Annotated in this window: 15 protein-coding genes; 2 read left to right on the plus strand and 13 right to left on the minus strand. The window is 70.6% G+C overall.

Features of this window, described 5'->3' with window-relative positions; all coding sequences use genetic code 11:
- Window positions 1–25: 25 nt before the first annotated feature.
- Window positions 26–2,824, minus strand: a complete 2,799-nt coding sequence (locus tag KKZ08_RS00695; protein ID WP_223772537.1) for a hypothetical protein — start codon at window positions 2,822–2,824, stop codon at window positions 26–28.
- An 892-nt stretch (window positions 2,825–3,716) separates the two neighbouring features.
- Here KKZ08_RS00695 and KKZ08_RS00700 point away from each other — a divergent pair.
- Window positions 3,717–5,240, plus strand: a complete 1,524-nt coding sequence (locus tag KKZ08_RS00700; RefSeq protein ID WP_223778862.1) for a non-reducing end alpha-L-arabinofuranosidase family hydrolase — start codon at window positions 3,717–3,719, stop codon at window positions 5,238–5,240.
- Between the two features lie 284 nt (window positions 5,241–5,524).
- On the opposite strand, the gene KKZ08_RS00705 is transcribed toward KKZ08_RS00700, so the two are convergent.
- Window positions 5,525–6,448, minus strand: coding sequence for an alpha/beta hydrolase (locus KKZ08_RS00705; protein ID WP_223772538.1), 924 nt, complete (start codon window positions 6,446–6,448; stop codon window positions 5,525–5,527).
- Between the two features lie 97 nt (window positions 6,449–6,545).
- On the opposite strand from KKZ08_RS00705, the gene KKZ08_RS00710 reads away from it, so the two are divergent.
- Window positions 6,546–6,953, plus strand: coding sequence for a helix-turn-helix domain-containing protein (locus KKZ08_RS00710; protein WP_223772539.1), 408 nt, complete (start codon window positions 6,546–6,548; stop codon window positions 6,951–6,953).
- Between the two features lie 966 nt (window positions 6,954–7,919).
- Here KKZ08_RS00710 and KKZ08_RS00715 read toward each other — a convergent pair.
- The 11 genes from KKZ08_RS00715 to ccrA (KKZ08_RS00765) all read right to left on the minus strand — a co-directional run bounded on the left by KKZ08_RS00715 (window position 7,920) and on the right by ccrA (KKZ08_RS00765) (window position 21,039).
- Complete coding sequence (locus KKZ08_RS00715) at window positions 7,920–8,420, minus strand: metallophosphoesterase (RefSeq protein WP_223778863.1); 501 nt, start codon at window positions 8,418–8,420, stop codon at window positions 7,920–7,922.
- A 227-nt stretch (window positions 8,421–8,647) separates the two neighbouring features.
- Entirely contained in the window at window positions 8,648–8,938 is a 291-nt protein-coding gene (locus tag KKZ08_RS00720; protein ID WP_223772540.1) for a hypothetical protein, read from the minus strand.
- Window positions 8,935–9,588 carry a SigE family RNA polymerase sigma factor gene (locus KKZ08_RS00725; protein WP_223772541.1) on the minus strand — a complete coding sequence of 218 codons (654 nt, stop codon included), beginning with the start codon at window positions 9,586–9,588 and terminating at the stop codon, window positions 8,935–8,937. Before KKZ08_RS00725 ends, KKZ08_RS00720 begins: the two co-directional genes overlap by 4 nt.
- 59 nt (window positions 9,589–9,647) lie before the next feature.
- Window positions 9,648–11,204, minus strand: a complete 1,557-nt coding sequence (locus KKZ08_RS00730; RefSeq protein ID WP_223772542.1) for a sodium:solute symporter — start codon at window positions 11,202–11,204, stop codon at window positions 9,648–9,650.
- A gap of 82 nt (window positions 11,205–11,286) precedes the next feature.
- A complete protein-coding gene (locus KKZ08_RS00735; protein WP_223772543.1) occupies window positions 11,287–12,288 on the minus strand; it encodes a beta-ketoacyl-ACP synthase III in 1,002 nt (333 codons plus the stop codon).
- On the minus strand, window positions 12,285–14,075 hold the full coding sequence (locus KKZ08_RS00740) for a fatty acyl-AMP ligase (RefSeq protein ID WP_223772544.1): 1,791 nt from the start codon (window positions 14,073–14,075) through the stop codon (window positions 12,285–12,287). Before KKZ08_RS00740 ends, KKZ08_RS00735 begins: the two co-directional genes overlap by 4 nt.
- Window positions 14,076–14,078: 3 nt before the next feature.
- The gene (locus tag KKZ08_RS00745; protein WP_223772545.1) at window positions 14,079–15,101 is read right to left on the minus strand and encodes an isocitrate/isopropylmalate family dehydrogenase; all 1,023 of its coding nucleotides are present in this window, start codon (window positions 15,099–15,101) and stop codon (window positions 14,079–14,081) included.
- Window positions 15,098–17,092 carry an aconitase family protein gene (locus KKZ08_RS00750; protein WP_223772546.1) on the minus strand — a complete coding sequence of 665 codons (1,995 nt, stop codon included), beginning with the start codon at window positions 17,090–17,092 and terminating at the stop codon, window positions 15,098–15,100. The genes KKZ08_RS00745 and KKZ08_RS00750 overlap by 4 nt, the downstream gene beginning before the upstream one ends.
- A complete protein-coding gene (locus tag KKZ08_RS00755) occupies window positions 17,076–18,347 on the minus strand; it encodes a LeuA family protein (protein ID WP_223772547.1) in 1,272 nt (423 codons plus the stop codon). Before KKZ08_RS00755 ends, KKZ08_RS00750 begins: the two co-directional genes overlap by 17 nt.
- Window positions 18,344–19,702, minus strand: a complete 1,359-nt coding sequence (gene ccrA, locus KKZ08_RS00760) for a crotonyl-CoA carboxylase/reductase (RefSeq protein ID WP_223772548.1) — start codon at window positions 19,700–19,702, stop codon at window positions 18,344–18,346. The genes KKZ08_RS00755 and ccrA (KKZ08_RS00760) overlap by 4 nt, the downstream gene beginning before the upstream one ends.
- Window positions 19,702–21,039 (minus strand): crotonyl-CoA carboxylase/reductase, encoded by a 1,338-nt coding sequence (ccrA, locus tag KKZ08_RS00765; RefSeq protein ID WP_223772549.1) that lies wholly within the window; start codon window positions 21,037–21,039, stop codon window positions 19,702–19,704. The genes ccrA (KKZ08_RS00760) and ccrA (KKZ08_RS00765) overlap by 1 nt, the downstream gene beginning before the upstream one ends.
- Window positions 21,040–21,047: the final 8 nt, after the last annotated feature.

Raw genomic sequence — 21,047 nt, forward strand, 5'->3', positions numbered from 1 at the left:
GCACCCGGGCCCGGGCGGCCTCGGTTCAGCGGCGGCCGCCGCCTCCGCCCGTGCTGGAGCCGCCGGTTGTGGAAGTGACGCAACCGGTGCAGGGTCCTGTGCCCTGCCGTAGATACCGGTGTTGGTTCGCCAGATCGATAGCGGGCCTCACCGACGCGTTCTCGGTGGGGATGCCGATGCCGAACCGGCCGTAGAAGGCGAGCAGACCGGCGTCGGCGCGTTCGACTGCCGCGTGGGTACGCTCGTAGGCCACCGTCGTCAGACGGCGGACGTCGATGCGTACGAGCCGGCCGCCCTCCGGTGGGGGTCCACCGATTCCTTCGCCCCACCGGTGGAAGATCTTCTTCACCGGGCCGTCCTCCACCAGTCCGCCCAGATACTCCTTGACGAGCTGTACGGCCTGGTTCTCACCCAGGTCCAGGGCATCGAAGGTGCGAGTGACGGCCAGGGAGGCGAGTTCAGCGAACCGGTCGGTTTGCCGCTCCCGCTCGGCGGTGCGCTGTTGGGCCTCGTCGAGCTGATCGAGCCGATCGTCGAGGCCGTCGGCCTCCGGTGTCTGGGCGGGCTGCGGCGCCGGGTCGTCGAGCGCGAGCGCAGCGGCTTGGAAGCGGCCGACCTGCCGGGCGATGTCCAGCGCCGTCCGGTTCACGGGCTCCCCGGGTGGCGACGGGGCGGCCCGGTGCACGGCGAGAACCACGGCCCTCAGGCGGGCAGCGTCCAGAGGATGCGCCGAGACCTGCTGGTGTATCTCCTTGTACGCGGCCGCAGCACCCTCGGCGTACTGCCGGCGCTGCACCTCGAGCGCGTACCTCTCGGCCACCGGCCGCTTCCACGCACCCTCGGACACCGGAGCCATGACGACGAGGAACAACAGGGCGACCATGATGCCGATGTTGATCCCTGACAGGGACCGCTGTGCGAAGTTCGCGGTGAGGCCGAACGGCAGCCGGGGTTCGCTGAACCGCGCCGGGCGCAGCCACCCCCTGGCCCGCGCCGCGCGCTCCGGCCAGCGCAGTACGGCGTAACTGCCGGCGGCCAGCACCGCGTAGACCGCGAGCCAGTACGACCAGTGCACCTCGGTCAGTGCTTGTACCTTTTCCACCATGCCGCGCACCACAGCGACCTGGGGCGGGGTGAACGACAGTACGTTGGCCAGCCACACCATGAACACGCTCATCACCAGGCCGAGTTCCACGGACAGGACGATGTCGGCCAGCGCCTGCACCATCGGCCGCCCGAAGTCCTTCAGCTTTCGCCAGCCGCGCCAGGAGAGCCAGACGGCGAGCGGGAAGAAGAGCCCGGCTGCCGGTGTGAGGGTCAGTACGTCGCCGGAGACGAGTTGCTCGACGGCGGCGACGATTAGCAGCACACCGGGGGCATCCGGGAGGTGCCGCACCACCAGGCGCTCGGACGCCTCGCACCGCTTCACCGCCAGCAGCAACGTCCAGCCGCCGAAGAAGAGCAGCACCACGCAGGGGACCAGACGAGAAGGGATCGCGCGGAATGCGAGAATGAGCAGCGCTACCGGCGGGACGAACGTGCACAGGGCGAGGGCGGCCGTAGCGACGTATCGGCGATGCCGGAACCAGCGGATCAGGGGTTCGACCAGCAGCCCGCCCACCGTTTTCGGCGCGGCCATGCAGACTGCCGCGAGGCCGAGACCGAACACCGCCCCGAAGATCCCGCCGAGGGCAGCCCCGGCAGCGGCGAGCAGCACGGAACCCACTCCGTCGACCTCTTGCCGGGTGCCGAGACGCCAGGCCGCCCAAGCGGCCACTCCGAAGGTGACGTAGAGGGCCAGGAGCTGCGGTACGTCGGTCGGTGACTCCTCGTCATCGCGGACGGCCCTCCCGTGGTCTGCCGGGGCTGGGGCCGAGGCCGGAGACGCGGGTTCCGCCGGAGCCCGGTGCGGGGGCGGCGAGGAGGGCGTGATCGTGGCGGGGGCGGCGGCCGGAGGCGGTGTGGCTGGAGTGGATCGTGACCCGCGTTCGCGCAGCCGGCAGGCTACATCGAGGAAGATCTCCAGGTTGGGCACCTGATACCCGGATCTTGCGAAATAGGTGGGGAAGTCGCTGCCACGCGAGGTGACCAAGAGGCCACCCTCAGCCGTGCCGGTGAGCGAGTCGACGTCCTGCCAGGCAGTGAAGTCATTCCGGCCGCGTCGGCGCCGTACGGTCAGCCCGTCCTGGCTCAACACAAGGTCCCCGAACGCCACTTCACCGCCGTTCAGAGCCGCTTCGGCGGCCGGGGCCAGCTGCGCACCGAGTACACCCTGCCGGATCGCCGTTCCCCACTCCTCCTCCTGGGGGAGCTGGGCGCCTCGGATCACCGTATGGGTGCGCAGGCCCCGAATCTTCTCCCCACCGAGTGCGGGGCCACGGGGCGCGGCCCCGAGTGTGACCACCGTTCCCTCGGAGTTGGACAGTTTGTAGCGGTCGAACCCGTCCGTGAAGACGGCAGTCGCCCCCCAGGGGTAAACCGCCTCCGTCCCGTCGGCCGCGACGGCGACCAAGCCCTTCTCGTAGAGAAGGAACGCCACTTTTGTGTGCCGCCACCACCACAGCACTCTCACGGAGAACAGCACCAGCAGCGTCAGCCCGCCGACCACACCGGCCGCGACGGCTCCGTCCCAGCCGAAGGACGCGCCGAGGAGGATCGTCAGGAGGTAAGTCAGGGCCGAGAAGGGGGTCAGGGCCAGCAGGAGCAGCACGTACGCGGAGAACTTGCTGCGCTGCGGGCGGTAGGTACGGCGAAGGCGCCCCAGTCCCGGGCGCTGCGTGCCATCCTCCGCGCCCGTGGCCTCTTCCGTCCCAGGAAGCGGCACGCGGTCAACACCTCCTGAACAAGGCCGTGTTGCGGTCGTGCGGCACGCTAGCACTCCCCTGCGCCGGATCGGCCACCTGGCCGTGGGCGTAACCGTGTGACGCCGCCTTGCCAAGTGACCTGCGACATCCTTGCCGAGTACAACGAGTACAAGGCGTCACGCCTGCACCCCAGGGCAGTGCTGTCCTGCTGGACAGATGGCCTTGTCAGAGGAGAAGTCGTTCAAGACGTGGTGCGGCCGGCGGAAGTGGTCAACGCGCTCGGCACCATGTGCCCGGTCGACGGCAGCAGCGAGAAGAACGTGCCCGTTCCGCTCGGCGGCACAACGATCCGCGCCAGAAGGTGGTGTGCGGCGCGTCGATGCCCGCATCGGCGAACAGCGCCTTGTCGTACCAGAAGCCGACGGCACCGATGGCGCACGGGCCCGGCGTATGTCCTGTCGTCGAACTGGTACGCCTTGTCCGACACCGGGACGAGGACGCATTGGGGACCACATCGGGGCGAGCGCACGCACGTGCCGCCGCTGCCCGGCGCACTCTGGTGGCCTGCGGTTCGACGGCGGTGCGGGTCGCCGGCAGGGCGCCGATGTCCGGCGAGACGGGCGCACGGGCCTGTAAGTCCAGCGGGCCGTGTCTCAAGCCGTGTCTCACTCAGCGGAGGAGGCGCTCACGACTCGGCCACTCCTGCCGGTTGTTGATGCGCGGGCAGTATCCGACGACTTCCATGAACACCCATGCCCTCCGGACCCGTTGACGGCAGTCGTGGGCGTCAATACCGTGCCCCTTCAGACCTCCGACCCACCGACCGTTGTTCCATATTTCGAACAATGGGAGCGCTCCCTCTCACCCGGACGACATCCAGTAGAGGACGGACAGCAGATGGCTGGCACACCCATGACACATAAGCGCAGGCGAAGGCGCGGCAGACGGGCAACACTGCTCGCCGTGGTGACCGCCTTACTGGCGGTGCTCCTGACCGACATCGGTACCGCGGGACCGGCGCAGGCGGCCACCGTGGATCCCAACGCGTGGTACGCGCTGGTCAACCGGGCCAGTGGCAAGGCCCTCGACGTCTCCGGCGCGGACACCGGAAACGGCGCGCCGCTCCAGCAGTGGACCCGCACCGACAGCACCAACCAGCGCTTCCAGTTCGTGGACTCGGGCGGCGGCCACTACCGGCTGCGGGCGCAGCACTCGGGCAAGGCGCTGGACGTCCTCAACCACTCCACCGCCGACGGCGCCGGCATCGTGCAGTGGAGTGACCTCAACGGCGCCAACCAGCAGTTCCGGCTGGCAGACTCACCGGACGGCCACGTCCGGTTGATCAACCGCAACAGCGGCAAGGCCGTCGAGGTGCAGGGCGCGTCCACCACGGACGGCGCCAAGGTCGTCCAGTACACCGACTGGGGCGGAACCAACCAGCAGTGGCGACTGGTCCGGGTCGGTTCCGGTTCGGGCGGCGCGCTGCCGTCGACGTTCCGGTGGTCCTCCAGTGGTGTCCTGGCCGGTCCCAAGCCGGACGTCCAGCACCCGCAGGCACTGGCGATCAAGGACTTCTCCGTCGTCCGCCACAACAACCAGTGGCTGACCTACGCGACGACCGCCAGCCCCGCCGGCTGGGGTCTGGTGCAGTTCAACTTCGACGACTGGTCCAAGGCGGCCTCCGCGCCACACACCTACCTCGACAGCTCGCCCATGGGACCCGGCTACCGGGCCGCGCCCCAGGTGTTCTACTTCGCACCGCAGAAGCTCTGGTACATGGTCTACCAGACAGGTCCGCCCACCTACTCCACCAGCACCGACCCGGCCAACCCGCGCTCGTGGTCCGCGCCGCGCACCTTCATCTCGCAGGAGCCGCCCATCGTCACCCAGAACAAGGGCGACGGCACCTGGATCGACTTCTGGGTCATCTGCGACACGGCCGACTGCCACCTGTTCTTCAGCGACGACAACGGCCATATCTACCGCGCCCAGACCAGCCTGGCCGACTTCCCAAACGGCTTCGGGAACACGCAAATCGTGCTGTCGGACACCAAGTTCAACCTCTTCGAGGCGACCAACGTCTACAAGGTCGCGGGCCAGAACCAGTACCTGCTCCTCCAGGAGGCCATCGGTTCCACCGGCCGGCGCTACTTCCGCTCCTTCACCTCCACCGGTCTCACCGGCAGCTGGAAGCCACTCGCCGCCACGGAGAACGAACCCTTCGCCGGCCGCGCCAACGTCACCTTCCCCGGCGGCGCGTGGACACAGGACATCAGTCACGGCGAGCTGATCCGCGCGGGCAACGACCAGACCCTCACCATCGATCCGTGCCGATTGCAGTACGTCTACCAGGGCATGGACCCAGCCGCCGGAGGGGATTACCTCCGCCTGCCCTGGCGGATGGGCCTGCTCACCCAGACCAACTCCACCTGCTGACCACCTGAACCCACTGCCCGGCCCCGCCGGCCTCCCTGTCTCCCGCCTCCCGTCGGAGCCGCCGAGGCAGGGAGTGGCCGAGGCAGGGAGTGGCCGAGGCAGGGAGCGGCCGGCCGTCCTGGCCGCGGGGCCGATGCAGGTACGACGGGTGGATGTCCTGTCATCGACGGCACGACGGTGGACAGGTCATTCAGGTGATCGACTCTGCGCGTAAGGCGACACGGGCCCCGCATCGGCGCGAATGACGACAACACGTCATCGCGTGACCGCGGCTGCTGCTCCCTTCACCGCCCCTGGAAGGTGTCACAGGTGGTCGCGTGAGGCTCGATGGCTGTCCCTGCCGAGGCGAGGAACGGTTTGAGCAGACCGAGCAGCTCTCGAGGGCGGTGCAGCGGGATGATGTGGCCGCAGTCCTCGATGAGGTGGCCGACGAGATCATCAGTGATCGCGCGCAGCTGTTGTTCAAGGGTTCTGCCGACGGGGTGGGCACCGATGGCCATGGTGGGCATGGTCAACCGCCCGTTGGCGGCGGCCTGCGCGATCTGTTCGGCGCTCGTGGGCAGTGCGCGGTAGAAGGCGCAGGCGCAGCGCAGGGCCTCGGCCCCGGTGTACGCGCGGACAAACGCGTTTCTGATACCGGGATCCACTCCCTCTCCCAGAGTGCCCGCGTCGAGGAACCAACCGATGTAGCGGTCCTCATGCCCGGTCAGGACGGTCTCCGCGAGGCCGGGCACCGAGTGGAAGCCGAACCACCATGGCGCCCCCTGGCGAAGGAACTCCTCCGCCCCCGGCAGTCTGCCCAGAAGCGACTCCATGAGCACGAGTTGCCGTACGAGGCCGGGACGACGCATAGCCAGAAGGAAGGCCGCCGGGGTACCGGCGTCGATGCCGACCACAGCCGCCGAGGTCTCCCCCAGCGCGTCGAGGAGCCCTTCTGCGTCGGTGGCGAGCGTGCCCGCGTCGTAACCCTCCGATGCACGCGTGCTCGCGCCCGTTCCTCTCAGGTCCGGAGCGATCACCCGATGCCGCGCCGCGAGGCTGTCCAGGACGTCGGTCCACACTCGCCACGTGTGCGGGAATCCGTGTAGCAGCAGCACCGCCGGTCCTTCGCCGGCGACAGCGACGTTGAGGCGAACGCCGTTGACCGAGACCCGCCGGAGCTGGACACCGGAGGGGGGATGGCTGAACACGCGGGGGGCGTCGGGCACGGCAGCTCCTTGCGGTTACGAAAGGTGACAACCAAACGATAGGCAACTACGCTGCGAGGCCCAAGACCGCACTTCTGCCACAGGTGGTGAGCTCCAGGTGACCTCCCCGACACAGCGCTCCACGCGGGGACACCGCGGCGATCTGTTCGATCCGCAGTGCCCCACCCGCCGTCTGCTCGACCGGATCGGCACCAAGTGGACGTCCATGGTCATCAAGGTGTTGGCGGAGGCATCCACCGAGGAGGTGCGCTTCGCGCAACTGCAGCGCAGGATGCCTGGCGTCTCACAGAAGATGCTCTCGGTCACCCTTCGGGGTCTGACCCGCGACGGCCTGGTCGACCGTCGGGTGGAAGCGTCAGTGCCACCCCGTGTGTACTACCGGCTCACCCCGCTCGGCCTGACACTCGAAGAACCACTGGCCAGGATCCGGGAATGGGCCGAGGAGCACATGGCCGAGGTGGACCGCGCCAATCAGCGCAGCGACGAACGCACAACCGACAGCTGACCGGGTCGTGCTCGGCCTCGGGTGCTGCGGAAGTGAGCCGGCAGGACAAGCGCCCGATTGTCGGCTGCCCACCCAAGAACCCTTCGGCGCGTGGCACTTGCCTATGCGTTCCGTTTCCGTTCCCCACGCAGAGACGCAGTTCGGCTCGGCGGCACCGGACGCCGGGGCAGTGGACACTCCGGTGGACTTGCTGTGCGGCGCGTACCGCCTCGGCCAGGAACGGACGCACCCTCTGCTGGCTGCTCGACCTGCTGCTCGTCTACATCCTTCGCGCGTACGCCGCCGACGAAGCGGGCGGCCCCAGGCAGCGCGGCTGGCCGGCCGCGCTGGCAGACCCCGCCATCGCCGCCGTACTGCACAGCATGCATCAGGACCCGGCCAGAGCCTGGACCGTGCAGGAGCTCGGACGGATACGCTGGACAAGTGCTCTCAGCATGCCGGCCCCCGCTGCGACGGCGGCGAGGTGCAGCACTGCGGCGGCGGCTGGGTTCTCCTGCCCGGTACAGCCGGACCAGGCCGACGACGACAGCGATGACAGCCGCCCACGGCACACCGGCACCGGCCCTGTTCCGGGCCCGTCCAGTGAACGCCTCCGACCAGCGTCGCCGAAGGTAGGCGGGCAGTGCGAGGGCAAGCCCCAGTCCCATCCCCATGCCCCGCTGATCAGCAGGTAGGGCGCCAGGGACAGAGCCGCCCCGTATGCCGAACACCGGCCGACCCGGTGCCAGCGTTCCACCGGATGTCCCCTCCTCGGCGAAATCCCCAGCCTTGGGCATCGCGCGGCCTCACACGTCCGCCCCGAGGAGTACTCACGTCCGCCACCCGACGGAGACCGCGCTCGTCGTCGGGGCCACCGAGCGCATGAGCTGCTGAGGCACGTGGCGTACGACCTTGCGGAGGATGACTTCGGGCTTCGGCTATCGTGCCGTGGCCGTCGTTCACGTGCAGGGCGCTGGATGTGGGCGGTCAGCGCATCGATAGGCGGTGCAGCACGACCTCGGCGAGGGACCCGTCCGTCACCACACACGTCATGTACGTGCGGTACGGCTGTCGCCTGCGGTCCGTCGGTGATCCCGGGTTCAGCAGGCGCAGTCCGCCGGGCGCCTCGGTGTCCCAGGGGATGTGACTGTGGCCGAAGACCAGGACGTCGAGGTCCGGGTAGCGCGCGGCGCAGCGCGCCTCCCGGCCGCGGGCCGCCCCCGTCTCATGGACGACACCGAACCGTAGGCCGCCCAGCTCGACACGGGCCGTCTCCGGCAGCCTCGCACGCAGTTCGGCGCCGTCGTTGTTGCCGAACACGCCGACCAGGCGCCGTGCGCGTCCCTCCAGGAGGTCCAGGGTCGCGACATCGACCCAGTCCCCGGCGTGGATGACGACATCGGCCTCGTCTGCCGCGCGCAGCAGTTCGTCGGGGAGTCGCCTGGCCCGCAGCGGCACATGCGTATCCGACATGAGCAGCAGCCGCACCCGGCGGGCCGCCGCCCCGTACGTGTCCTCGTCCATCGCCTGACCTCTCCTCGCGCGAGGGAGCACCCGGGGGCACGGTCGGCGCCCGCACCAGCGTAAGCCTCAAGGTGCCGTCCGCCCGTCTCGCACCACGCCGTCCACATGCGGACCTGGTGTAGTCAGTCGCGTGGCACCCGCCGGTTGTTCGACCAGCGCTGCTCAGCCGAGACAGTGCCCTGGGCAGTGCCTCAAGGGGCTCCCGGCGGGTAGACGCTCGTATCTCCCTCCGCGCCCCCGCCGTCGCCGTCGCCGTTGAAGATGACGTGCTGCCCGGGTGAGGCTCCGGAGAGGGCCCAGATGCCGATGCCGCAGGCGATGACAACCACGGCCAGGACGATCGCTACCGTGATCGCGCGGCGCTTCATGTCCCTGCGGCGCCACTGCCGCTGGGCCCGTTGGTAGGCGTCCGGCGCGTCGTGGACCGTGTCGGCGAGCCCGGCGAGGGCGGATCGCAGCTGTTCTTCGGTGCCCCCGCTCATCCGTCGGCTCCCTTCAAGATGCGGCTGAGTTTCGCCATGCCCCTCGACGCGTGGGATTTCACGGCTCCTTGGGAGATGCCCATGGTCCGGGCGATCTCCGCCTCACTGAGGTCCAGCCAGTATCGCAGGACCAGTACCTGGTGCTGCCGGGCGGGCAGCGTGCGCAGCGCTCGCACCACGTGCCGGTGCTCCTCGCGCAGCAGTGCGTGCTGTTCGGCCGAGTCCTCGGTGGCCTCCAGGTTCCACCGGGCGTGGCGGCGGACCACGCGGAGATGGCGCAGGCGCATGCGGGCCAGGTTGAGGATCACGCCGCGGAGGTAGCCGAGCGCGGCCCCTTTGTCGCGTACCTTTCCCCAGCGGCGCTGGAGTTGGTAGAACGCCTCCGCCACGATGTCCTCGGCGTCGGCTCCGGCGCCCAGCAGGACTGCCAGGCGCAGCAGGCCGGTGTGATGGGCCTCGAAGAGGGCTGCCACCGCGGCGTCCCGGTCTGCGTTGCGCATGTCCATGACGGGGCTGAGGCCGTGTCCTGGTGTGTACGTGTTCCGCGGCACGTCCGTGGTGTCGGCGGGCCGCTCATCGCCCTCCCCTTCTCCGTCGCGCCCGCCGCGCCCGCCGCGCCCGGCATGGCTCGGACTGCTGAAGGGCTTCATCCTGCAACTCCTGTTCAGTACGGCTCGGATCGGCGGGAAGGCCACGGGGGCCGGTGCGTTCAGTCGACGCGGAAGGCGAAGCGAGAGCCCCGCCGGGGCAGGCCGCCGCGTGCCGCGAACGTGTCGGGGCCACGCATGACCCCGGCGCGGTCGAGCAGCGGGGTGAGCAGCGCGGCCGCGATGAGGTTGAGGACGAGCGCGACGAAGGCGACGTAGAACGACAGCTGTGTGTGTCCGAACTCCAGGGTGACGACGGAGTCGAAGCCGTGGGCGACGGTCAGTGCCGTGCCGGTGCTCATGCCGATGGCCCAGCCCACGAGCAGTGCGCGGTGGTGGAACCAGCGCGTGTACAGCGCGCAGCCGACCGCGGGGACCGTCTGGATGATCCATACGCCGCCCAGGAGGTGGAGGTTGACCGCGTCCTGGGGCTGCAGGAGAAAGGAGAAGACGAGGGCGCCGGAGATGATGACGGGGGCGGCGAAGCGGGCGATGCGGACCTCGTGCTTGGGGGTGGCCGTCGGGTTGAAGTACTCGGTGTAGAGGTTGCGGGCCACCAGCGTGGCCATGCCGATGGCCATGACCGCGGCGGGCAGCAGGGCGGCGACGGCGAGGCCGCCCAGGAGCAGGCCGGCGAGCCAGGGGGCGGCCAGTCGGCGCAGCAGCGCGGGGGCGGCCAGTTCGGCGTGGCCCGCCGGGGTCTCGATGCCGTACGCGAGCGCGGCGAAGCCGAGGTAGGCGAAGACGCCCAGGGCGATCGTCCACAGCGGCAGGGCGAGGGTGGCCCGTCTGAGCGTGTCCGTGCAGCGGGCGGCCAGGGCGACGGTGAGGACCTGGGGGTACATCAGCTGGGCGAGGACGCTGCCGAGCGCGAGGGTGATGTAGGCGGTGCCGGTGCCCGCGGGCGGTGCCAGGCTCATGCCCCGCGCGGCCAGGCGCTGCCCCGCCTCGTCGAACACCCAGCCGCCGCCGGTGCCCTGGCGCAGGAGCAGGATCAGGGCGACCGTCAGCAAAGTGGCCATGAGGACCGCCTTGAACGCGGCGACGCGTACGCACACCCGCAGGCCGCGCGGCAGGAAGCCCGCGGTCAGCAGGGTGAAGACGAGCAGGATGCCGGGGATCACGCGGGGGCTGGTGGGGTCGATGCCCATGCCTCTCAACGCGGCGCCGAGGCCGAGGACTTGGAGCGCCAGGTAGGGCATGGTGGCCAGCAGCCCGGAGATGACCACGGCGAGGGACAGGGCGTGCGAGCCGTGTCGGGCGAGGGCGAGGTCGGCGGCCGTCACGAGGCCGTGCCGCCGCGCCGCCTTGTGCAGGCGCGGCAGCACGATCAGTGCCGCGGGTGTGAGGAGCAGGGTGTAGGTGAGGGCGTAGAGCCCGAACCCGCCGGTGGCGTAGGTCAGTCCGGGTACGGCGATGACGGTGTAGGCCGTGTACACGGTGCCGCCGAGCAGCACGGCCGTCCCACCGAGGCCGACGTCGCGCCGGGCCAGGGTCCAGCCGGCCGGGTGCGGCAGTTCGCCGGGGTCCCGCAGCCTGGACAGTGCCCAGGCCGCGACCGCAACTCCCGTCACCACCAGGCAGAAGAAGGGGAACGAACCGCCACTGGGAGACAACATGACGCCGCACGCTATGCCTCCTCGCGCGCGAGACGCAAGCGTTTTCGGAATCACTTTTCCACATTACGGAATCTTGAACTTCTCATGAGGGAATCCTGACCACCTGCGCCGCATAAGAGAGGCCCGCCCCGAAACCGACCAGGAGCGCGGTGTCCCCCGGCCTCGCCTCCCCCCGGGCGCGCAGCGCTTCCATGGCGAGCGGGACGGAGGCGGCCGAGGTGTTGCCCATCTCCACGATGTCCCTTGCCACGGCGGTGCGTTCCCCGACGCCCAGGGCTCTGGCCGCCGAGTCCACGATGCGGGCGTTCGCCTGGTGCGGGACGAACGCGCCGAGGTCGGCCGGCCCGACTCCCGCCGCCGCCAGGGCCTTTCGGCCGATGTCCGGCACCACGCGCGTGGCCCAGCGGAAGACCTCGGGTCCCGCCATCCGCATCACGGGCCACGACCCGGCTTCCGGCCGGGCGTTCAGCCAGCTGTGCTCGTGCGCGATGAGCCGGTCCCCCCTTCCGTCGGCGCCCCAGACCGTCGGCCCGATCTCCGGCTCGGCGCCCGGGCCGACGACGACCGCTCCCGCCCCGTCCCCGAAGAGGAACGCCGTGGACCGGTCGGTCGGGTCGATGAGGTCGCTCATCCGCTCGGAGCCGATCACCACGACCCGGCGGGCCGTGCCGGAGCGTACGGCGGCGTCGGCCAGGCCCAAGGCGTGACAGAACCCGGCGCAGGCCGCGCCGATGTCCACGGCCGCCGCCCCCTCGGCGTCCACCGCGTGCGCGATCCGGGGAGCGGCCGGGGGCGACTGCTCCAGGTGGGACATGGTGGCCAGGAGGACGAGGTCGACCTCCGCGGGAGAAGTCCCCGCGTCCGCCAGGGCCTTGGCGGCGGCCGCCGCCCCCATGGAGATGACCGTCTCCTGCGGCCCCGCGAACCGCCGGGTGACGATGCCGGAGCGGCGGCGGATCCAGGCGTCGTCGGAGTCGAGGCGGGCGCACACCTCGTCGTTGTCCACGACGCGGGCGGGACGGTAGGCACCGAGCCCCAGGATGCGCGAGCCCGCCGTACCGGTGTGCGTGCCGAGGCCGCTCATGGGCGGACCGCCGACGGTGCGGCGAGGTCGGGCAGGTCACCGTTCTCGTAGAGCGTGCGGCAGGCGCGGCGCTGCACCTTGCCGCTGGAGGTCTTCGGTATCGCTCCCCTGCGCACCAGGACGACCGCGTCGAATCTCAGCCGGTGGTGTCCGTGGATCGCACGGGCGATACGTTCGCGCAGCCCCTGTGTGCCGTGGGCGCGCACGGCCCGGCCGTCGGCCTCGACGACGATCACGAGCCGCTCCTTGCCGAGGTCCTCGACGGCGAACGCGGCGGCGCAGTTGGGGTGCAGGCCCTCCGCCGACCCCTCGGCGGTGAGTTCGATGTCCTGGGGGTAGTAGTTGCGGCCCTGGTGGATGATGAGGTCCTTGAGCCGGCCGGCGACGTGCAGTTCGCCCGCGTGCAGGAAGCCGATGTCCCCGGTGCGCAGGTAGGTCCGCTCGTCCTCGAGGCTCCCGTCCGCGTTCCTCACCCGGGCGCGGAAGGTTTCCTCGGTGGCCTCGGGGCGCCCCCAGTAGCCCGCGGCCACACAGGGCCCGCTGATCCAGATCTCGCCGACGGTGTCCGGGGCGCAGGCGCGCGACGTGCCGGGGTCGACGATCCGCACCTCGGTGCCGGGCACGGTGCGGCCGCTGCTGGTGATGGGGACCGCTCCGGGCTCCCGCACGCCGACGGTCTCCACGCGCCCTTCGCGCAGCGCCGCCCCGGACAGCCACACCGAGGTCGGCTCGCGCTCCTGGTCGCCGCCGGTGGCCTTGAGCGTGTTCTCGGCGAGCCCGTAGCCCGGGCACATGGCCCGGGGCGCGAAACCGTGCGGGGCGAACGCCTCGGTGAACTCCCGGATCACGTGCCAGCGCACGGGTTCCGCGCCGTTGGCCGCGACGCGCCACGAAGAGAGGTCGCCGACCTGGCCGGTCCTGCCCTCGACCGCCTCCCGCGCACAGAGTTCGTACGCGAAGCTGGGCGCCGCGGCGTGAGTGCCGCGGAACCGGGCGATCGCCTCCAGCCAGCGGGCGGGCCGGCGGATGAAGGCGGCGGGCGTCATCAGATACGAGGGGATGCCCGCCCACAGCGGCATCACCACCCCGAACAGCATGCCCATGTCGTGGAAGAGGGGGAGCCAGTTCACGACGGTGCCCTCGGGCGCGCACGGCCACAGGGCGTCGGTCTCGGCGGCGTTGGCGAGAAAGTTGGCGTGGGTGACGATGACGCCCTTGGGGTCGCCGGTGGAGCCCGACGTGTACTGGAGCAGCGCTATGTCGTCCAGGCCGGGTGCGCAATCCGGCACCGCGGCCGCGGCCGCCCCGGCTTCCGCCACCGCGAGCGCGTCCGTGTCGAGAACGGTGAGGCCGAGCAGGTCCTCCAGGTCCCCGAACCGATCCTCCAGCTCGCGCAGGACCGACGTCTCGGTGAGCACGGTCGTGGTGCCCGCGTCGCGGGCGACGCGGCGGATGCGCTCCACGTCCTTCAGCCGGCGCGGTGCCTGGACGGGCGCCGCCGCGACCTTGGCCCGCATGCATCCCAGGAGCGTACGGACGAATTCCAGGCCCGAGGGGTACATGAGCACCGCGCGCCGCCCGCCGAGCCCCCGGGCGGTGAGGAGCCCGGCCCGCACGTCCGCCGCGGCGTCGAGCTCCGCGTAGGTCAGGCGGTCCTTGGGGTCCTCGCCGTTGTGCAGGAACACATAGGTGGTGTCGTCGGGTCGCAGCCGGGCGCGCAGCCGCAGCAGTTCGGGCAGAGGCAGTGCCTCGTCGCCCGTGCGGACGTGATCGACGTCAGTGGTCATGGGTCAGTCCTGTCGCTTGTCCATGAGGGCGAGCACCGCGGACATGAAGCCGTCCGTGGTGCCCGTGCCTCCGAGGTCGGGGGTCGCCGCGTCGGTGTGCCCGGCCTCCAGGACACAGTCGCGCAGCAGCGTGGCCGCGTCGGCGTGGCCGAGGTGGCCGAGGAGCATGGCCAGGCACATCGCGGTGGCATACGGGTTCGCGATGCCTTGGCCCGCGATGTCGGGCGCGCTGCCGTGCACCGGCTCGAACAGCGCGAAGCCCGTCTCCGGGCAGACGCTGGCGCTGCAGGCAAGGCCCAGTCCGCCCATCAGGGCGGCGCCGATGTCGCTGATGATGTCGCCGAACATGTTCGGGGCGAGGACACCCTCGTAGGCGGAGGCATCGCGCACCAGGTGGTAGCAGAACGCGTCGACGTACTCCTCGGACCCGGTCAGCTCCGGGACGCGGGCGAGTTCGGCACGGAACACCTCCTGCCACAGTCGCCCGGTGTGCGGCACGGCGTTCGCCTTGTGGACGAGCGTCACCTTGCGCCGCCCCGCCGCCCGCAGGTGGAGCAGGCAGTTGCGTACGAAACGCTCGACCGTGTCCCGGGTGTAGACGCACTCGTCCATGGCGACCGTGATCCGTCCTTGGCCGCTGACAGCACCGCCGACCTGGCTGTACAGGCCCTGGGTGTTCTCGCGGTAGAGGTCGACGGTGCCGTGGCCGAGGTCCAGCGGGCGGTGGTTGACGTACAGGTCGAGGCCGGTGCGCAGGCCGAGGAGGATCTCCCGGCCGTGCGCCATGTCCGGGATCCGCGGGTCGCCGAGGGCGCCCAGGAGCACGGCCGCGTACTCCTTCCTCAGGAGGTCGATGGCGCCGTCGGGCAGGCCGGTGCCCTCGGCCAGCCAGCGGTCGGCGCCCCAGTCCAGGACGTCGTAGGTGAGACCGAGCCCGAAGGCGTCGCTGAGCCAGGTGAGGGCGGGCAGCGTGGCGGGGACGACTTCCTTGCCGATGCCGTCGCCGGGAACGATCGCGATCCTCATGCGCTCTCCCGTGCCGTGAACATGTCCTCGACCGAGGTGAGACGGCCGGCGACGGCGGTGGCCGCCACGACGTACGGGGAGGCCAGGTACACCTGGCCCGGTCCTGAGCGGCCGGGGAAGTTGCGGTTCTGCGCGCTGACGGTGACCTCGTCCGGGCGCACGGAGACTCCGGGGCCCGCGTTGATGCAGGCGCCGCAGGACGGTGGCAGGACCCGCACGCCGACCTCCTCGAAGAGCTCGACGTAGCCCCGCTCGCGGGCGTAGTCCATGACGCTCTCGCTGCCGACCTGGATGAACGCCTGCACGCCTTCCGGCACGCGGACGCCGCGCTCGCGGGCCCGCTCGAAGACGCCGGCGTACATGTCCATGTCGTAGGCCTTGCCTCCGGTGCACGAGCCGCCGTACACCTTGTCGACCCTGATGTGTTCGCGGACCGAGGCCAGGGGCACGGCGTTGCGCGGGTCACCGGGCAGGGCCACCATCGGCTCGATCGTGTCCAGGGCGAGCGCGAGCGTGGCCGCGCAGCCGGCGTCCTCGTCCGACCGCGGGTGCTCCGGCCCGCTGCCGCCGCCCCGTCGCGCGAGATGCGCGTCCGTGGTCTCGTCCGGTTCGAACAGCGCGGTCATGGCGCCCGCTTCGACGGCCATGTTGCACAGGGTCGCCCGCTCGTCCATGTTCAGGGAGCGCGCGCCGGGGCCGTCGAACAGCAGCACCTTGCCCAGCGTCCGGCTGCCCTCGATGCGCGGGTGGGCGAGGAGGGCGAGCATGACGTCCTTGGCACACACTCCGGGCCGCAGGTCGCCGCGGAGGTCGACCCGGATGACGTCCGGGACCTTCACCAGGATCTCGCGGTTGTACCAGGAGTTGGCGATGTCGGTGGCGCCGACGCCGAACGCGAGAGCGCCCACGGCACCGGCCGTGCAGGTGTGGCTGTCGGTGCCGATGACGACCTGACCGGGTTCAGCGACGTTCTCGACGATGTAGTTGTGGCAGATGGCCCGGCTGCCGCCGGTGTCGGCGGGGCCGATGAAGTGTCCGCCGTTCAGCGCGGCGAACGCCTCCTGCCGGCGGCCCAGGTTCTCCACGCGCTCGATCAGCTCGGGACCCTTCGGCCGCTGTCCGAGGACCTGGGAGGCCAGGGAGAGGTGGTCCTGGAAGAAGTAGCAGCTGTCGGGGTCGTCGAGGCCCGCTTCGGGGCCGAACTGCTGCCGGAACATGCCCGCGGCCATGGGGGTCACGTACTCGTGGGAGAACCGCACGTCGGCGGTCAGGAAGTAGGACTCCCCCACGCGCACGCTCGCGCCCTCGGGCAGCGCGTTGCGCGGGGCGAGCCGGCTCTCGATGGTCTTCTCCACGATGTTGCGGGGGCGCGCGCCGTCGAAGGCGGCCTCGACCCGGGTGCCCGTCCCGTCCCGTGAAGCGCGGTTGAAGCCGAACAGGCCGCCCAGGTCGATGATCGACCGCTCCACGGCGGTGGCACGCCGCGTGAAGGCTTCGAGCTGCAGTTCCTCACCGGCCAGCAAGGCGTCAAGGAGGGTGAAGTCGTCGCAGGTGAGGATGCCTACGTTGCGGCAGTTCTGCTGGTAGATGCGCTCGAAGGAGCGGGCGAAGACGAGTTCGACGCCCGCGTACTTCTCGGCGTAGACGGCGTGCTCACGGGAGGACCCGCAGCCCTTCGCCTCACCACTGACGATGATCCGCGGCGCGAACTCCTTCACCGCGCCCTCGCCGAACTGCCTGTCCCTGAGCCCGAGGTACGCGTAGTCGCCGAGTTTCTCGTCGTACCAGTAGCAGCACCAGCCCGGGATGATCTCGTCGGTCGAGATGTTGGCGCGCAGCGGCTCCCCGAGGAGCTGGGCCGGGGTGCGCTCGCAGGCACCGGTCAGCTGGGCGGCGACCGTACCGGGGTCCTCGGTCAGGACGAGGACGTTGCCGTGCGGCGCGATGGTGCGCCCGCGCCCGGCGCCCGTCGTCTCAAGGTGCTGTCGCAATGATCTGCCTTATCTGTGCGTCGGTGAGCGGGCCGCGTCCGGCCTTGGCCTTTTCGAGTACGGCTTTGACCACCGCGTCGTCGCCGCTGTCAAAGCCGTGGGTGGTCAGCCAGTACCGGACGTTGTTGGCGCCGGACGCCTCGTCGACGAGGACGTCCTGCTCGCGTCCGAACAGGGCGGCGGGCACGCTGGAGTACACGGCGTCCTTGAGCAGCGTGTCGCCCTTCTCGTGGGCCTTGAGGATCGCGGAGGCGTGCACGCCGGCGCTGGTCTTGAAGACGTCCGCGCCCAGCGCCGGATGGTTCTGCGGGATCGGCACGCCGAGCACCTCCTCGGCGTACTCGGCGTACTCGCGCAGCGCCATGAGGTCGTACCCCGAGGCGCCGTCGAGGGCGCTGTTGAGGACGAGCTGGTCCAGGGACGCGTTCCCGGTGCGCTCACCGACGCCCAGGATCGTGCCGTGCACGCGGGCGCAGCCGAGGGAGAGCGCGGTCAGCGAGTTGGCGAGCGCCAGGCCCCGGTCGTTGTGCCCGTGCCATTCGAGGGCCACGGCGTGTCCGCGCCCGGCGAAGTAGCGGCGGGTCCAGCGGATCAGGGCCGCGGTGCCGCCGGGCAGCGCGGCGCCCACGGTGTCGCACAGGCACAGCCGCCCCACCCCGGTGTCGATCGCCACGTCGTAGACGCGGCTCAGCACCTCGGGCGTGCACCGGACCGTGTCCTCCAGGACGAGGACGAAGGTGACACCCTCGCGGTCGCAGGAGCGCACCGCCGCGCGGATCGTCCGCTCGATGGAGGTGACGTCCCATTCCTCGACGTACTGCCGGATGGGGCTGACGCCGATGAACACATAGGCATCCACAGGCAGTTGGGCCTGCTGGGCGATCTCGCAGATGGCGTGGATGTCCGCGGGGTGCGTGCGGCCCGCGTATCCGATGGCCAGCGGGTGGCGCCGGCCGGCGACGTGTCGGGCGATCTCCAGGCACTCCCTGGCGGCGGCCGGGTCGGATCCGGGGAAGCCCAGGTCGGCGGCGCGGATCCCGCAGCGGACCATGTGGTCGACGATCCGCAGTTTCTGCGCGAGTTGGGGGTTGGTGACGTTCGGGGCCTGGAGCCCGTCGCGCAGCGTCTCGTCGAAGAGCAGGCCCGTGGGCGCGAGAGCCGCCTCATCGGCGGGGTCGGCTTCGACGTCGACGTCGTTCCAGGAGAACCAGACGTCGGGCGTGACCGATGTGTCCGCGGGCGTGGCTGAGTTCACTGGTCCCCTCCGATACGGAAGCGGTTGATGGCGTCGATGTGCCGGGCGCGCTTCTCCGGGTCGCGGACGCCGAGGCCCTCCTGGGGGGCGAGGGCGAGGACACCGACCTTGCCCTGGTGGAGGTTGCGGTGGACGTCGTAGGCGGCCTGGCCGGTGTCCTCCAGGGAGTACACCTTCGAGAGCGTCGGGTGGATCTTGCCCTTGGCGATGAGGCGGTTGGCCTCCCAGGCCTCGCGGTAGTTGGCGAAGTGGGAACCGATGATGCGCTTCAGCGACATCCACAGGTAGCGGTTGTCGTACTCGTGCATGTAGCCCGAGGTCGAGGCGCAGGTGGTGATGGTGCCGCCCTTGCGGGTGACGTACACGCTCGCGCCGAACGTCTCGCGGCCGGGGTGCTCGAAGACGATGTCGATGTCCTCGCCGCCGGTCAGCTCGCGGATGCGCTTGCCGAAGCGCTTCCACTCCTTGGGGTCCTGGGTGCGCTCGTCCTTCCAGAACTTGTAGCCCTCGGCGTTGCGGTCGATGATCGCCTCGGCGCCCATGGCGCGGCAGATCTCCGCCTTCTGCGGGCTGGAGACCACGCAGATGGGGTTGGCCCCGCCGGCGAGCGCGAACTGCGTGGCATAACTGCCGAGTCCGCCGCTGGCGCCCCAGATCAGGACGTTGTCGCCCTGCTTCATGCCGGCGCCGTTGCGCGAGACGAGCTGGCGGTAGGCGGTGGAGTTCACCAGGCCCGGCGAGGCGGCCTCCTCCCAGCTCAGGTGGTCGGGCTTCGGCATCAGCTGGTTGGACTTGACGAGTGCGATCTCCGCCAGGCCGCCGAAGTTGGTCTCAAAACCCCAGATGCGCTGCTCGGGGTCGAGCATCGTGTCGTTGTGGCCGTCGGAGGACTCCAGCTCGACGCTCAGGCAGTGCGCGACGACCTCGTCGCCGGGCTTCCAGGAGTTCACGCCGGCGCCGGTGCGCAGCACGACGCCCGCGAGGTCGGAACCGATGATGTGGTACGGCAGGTCATGGCGCTTGCTCAGCTCGCTGAGCCGGCCGTAGCGCTCCAGGAACGCGAACGTCGGCAGCGGCTCGAAGATCGACGACCATACGGTGTTGTAGTTCACCGAGGACGCCATGACAGCCACCAGGGCCTCGCCGGGGCCCAGTTCGGGGAGCGGCACGTCCTGGATGTGCACGGACTTGCGCGGGTCCTTCTCCGCGCTGGGCATCCCCGCGAACATCTCGGTGTCTTCACGGCGCAGCACCGCGGCGCGGTACGACTCCGGCAGCGGAAGGCGTGCCGCTTCCCGCGGGGTCAGCGGGCCCCTCCCCCCGGACGCGAGGATCGCCTCGCGGATCGCGTGCATCAGCGGCCACCTCCGGCGGCGTTGCGGAACAGCTCGATGCGGTCGGCGCCGATGCGTTCACGGGCCGCCGGGTCCGTGATGCCGAGGCCGGGCCGGGGAGCCAGGCAGAGCACGCCGACCTTGCCGATGTGCTGGTTGGTCTGGACGCTGCGTGCCGCCTCGGCGGCGTCGTCCAGGCTGTACACGGCCGACAGGGCGGGCACGATGCGGCCGTTGGAGATGAGGCGGTTGGTCTCCCACTGTTCCTGGAGGTTGGCACCGTGGCTGCCGATGATGCGCTTGAGCTTCATCCACAGGTAGCGGTTGTCGAACTGGTGCTGGTAGCCGGTGCTCGACCCGCAGGTGACCACGGTGCCGCCGCGCCGGGCGAGGAACACGGACGCCGCGAAGGTGGCCTTGCCGACGTGTTCGAAGACGATGTGAGGGTCCTCGCCCACGGCCTTGCGGATGGCCTTGCCCAGGCGCTTCCAGCCGTCGGGCCGCTGGAGGCTGCCCGGATCGCCCTGCTCGATCTCGGTGCGGTCGATGACGACGTCGCAGCCCAGCTCGCGGACGGTCGCCGCCTTCTCCGGGGAGCTGACGACACCGATGGCGGTGCCGCCTCCGTTGCGTACGAACTGCAGGGCGTAGCTGCCGAGGCCGCCGCTCGCGCCCCAGATCAGCACGGTGTCGCCCTGCTTCATGCGGGCGCCGCGGTCACTGACGAGCATGCGGTAGGCGGTGCCCGCGCACAGCGGGTTGCAGGCCGCCTCCTCCCACGACAAGTGGGCGGGCTTGGGCAGGAGTTGGCTGGCGCGGGCCACCGCGTAGTCGGCGAGCCCGCCGAAGTTGGTCTCGAAGCCCCAGGCGCGCTGGTCCTCGCCCATCATGCCGTCGGCGTGGCTGGCCGGTTCCTGGTCGTTGATGTGGGCGGTGGCCACGACCACGTGGTCGCCGGGCTTCCAGTGCTGCACGGCGGAGCCGACGCGTACGACGACGCCGGACGCGTCGGAGCCGAGGACGTGGTGCGGCTGGTCGTGCCGGGCGTGCCATCCGCCCTGCGCGGCGAGGTGCTTGAGGAAACCGAAGGTCGGCAGCGGCTCGAACATGGCCGACCAGACGGTGTTGTAGTTGATGGCGCTGGCCATGACCGCGATCAGCACCTCGTCCGGGGCGATCTCGGGCATCGGCACCGAACCGACGTGCAGCGACTTGCGGACGTCCTTGTCCTGCACGCCGGTGAACATCTCGGTGTCCTGCGCGCGGATGTGCGCGGCGCGGTAGGTGTCGGGGAGCGGGCACCGCTCCAGGTCGTCGCCCGTGCCCGCGGCCTGCACCGTCTCGGTGAGGGTCGTCATGGTGTTCC

It is taken from the genome of Streptomyces sp. 135, assembly GCF_020026305.1.
Lineage (GTDB): Bacteria > Actinomycetota > Actinomycetes > Streptomycetales > Streptomycetaceae > Streptomyces.

Coding starts and splice junctions, on each gene's coding strand:
- KKZ08_RS00700 (WP_223778862.1), top strand. CDS start 3,717: ATGACACATAAGCGCAGGCGAAGGCGCGGCAGACGGGCAACACTGCTC.
- KKZ08_RS00720 (WP_223772540.1), bottom strand. CDS start 8,938: ATGAGCGGGGGCACCGAAGAACAGCTGCGATCCGCCCTCGCCGGGCTC.
- KKZ08_RS00725 (WP_223772541.1), bottom strand. CDS start 9,588: ATGAAGCCCTTCAGCAGTCCGAGCCATGCCGGGCGCGGCGGGCGCGGC.
- KKZ08_RS00730 (WP_223772542.1), bottom strand. CDS start 11,204: ATGTTGTCTCCCAGTGGCGGTTCGTTCCCCTTCTTCTGCCTGGTGGTG.
- KKZ08_RS00735 (WP_223772543.1), bottom strand. CDS start 12,288: ATGAGCGGCCTCGGCACGCACACCGGTACGGCGGGCTCGCGCATCCTG.
- KKZ08_RS00740 (WP_223772544.1), bottom strand. CDS start 14,075: ATGACCACTGACGTCGATCACGTCCGCACGGGCGACGAGGCACTGCCT.
- KKZ08_RS00745 (WP_223772545.1), bottom strand. CDS start 15,101: ATGAGGATCGCGATCGTTCCCGGCGACGGCATCGGCAAGGAAGTCGTC.
- ccrA (WP_223772548.1), bottom strand. CDS start 19,702: ATGCACGCGATCCGCGAGGCGATCCTCGCGTCCGGGGGGAGGGGCCCG.
- ccrA (WP_223772549.1), bottom strand. CDS start 21,039: ATGACGACCCTCACCGAGACGGTGCAGGCCGCGGGCACGGGCGACGAC.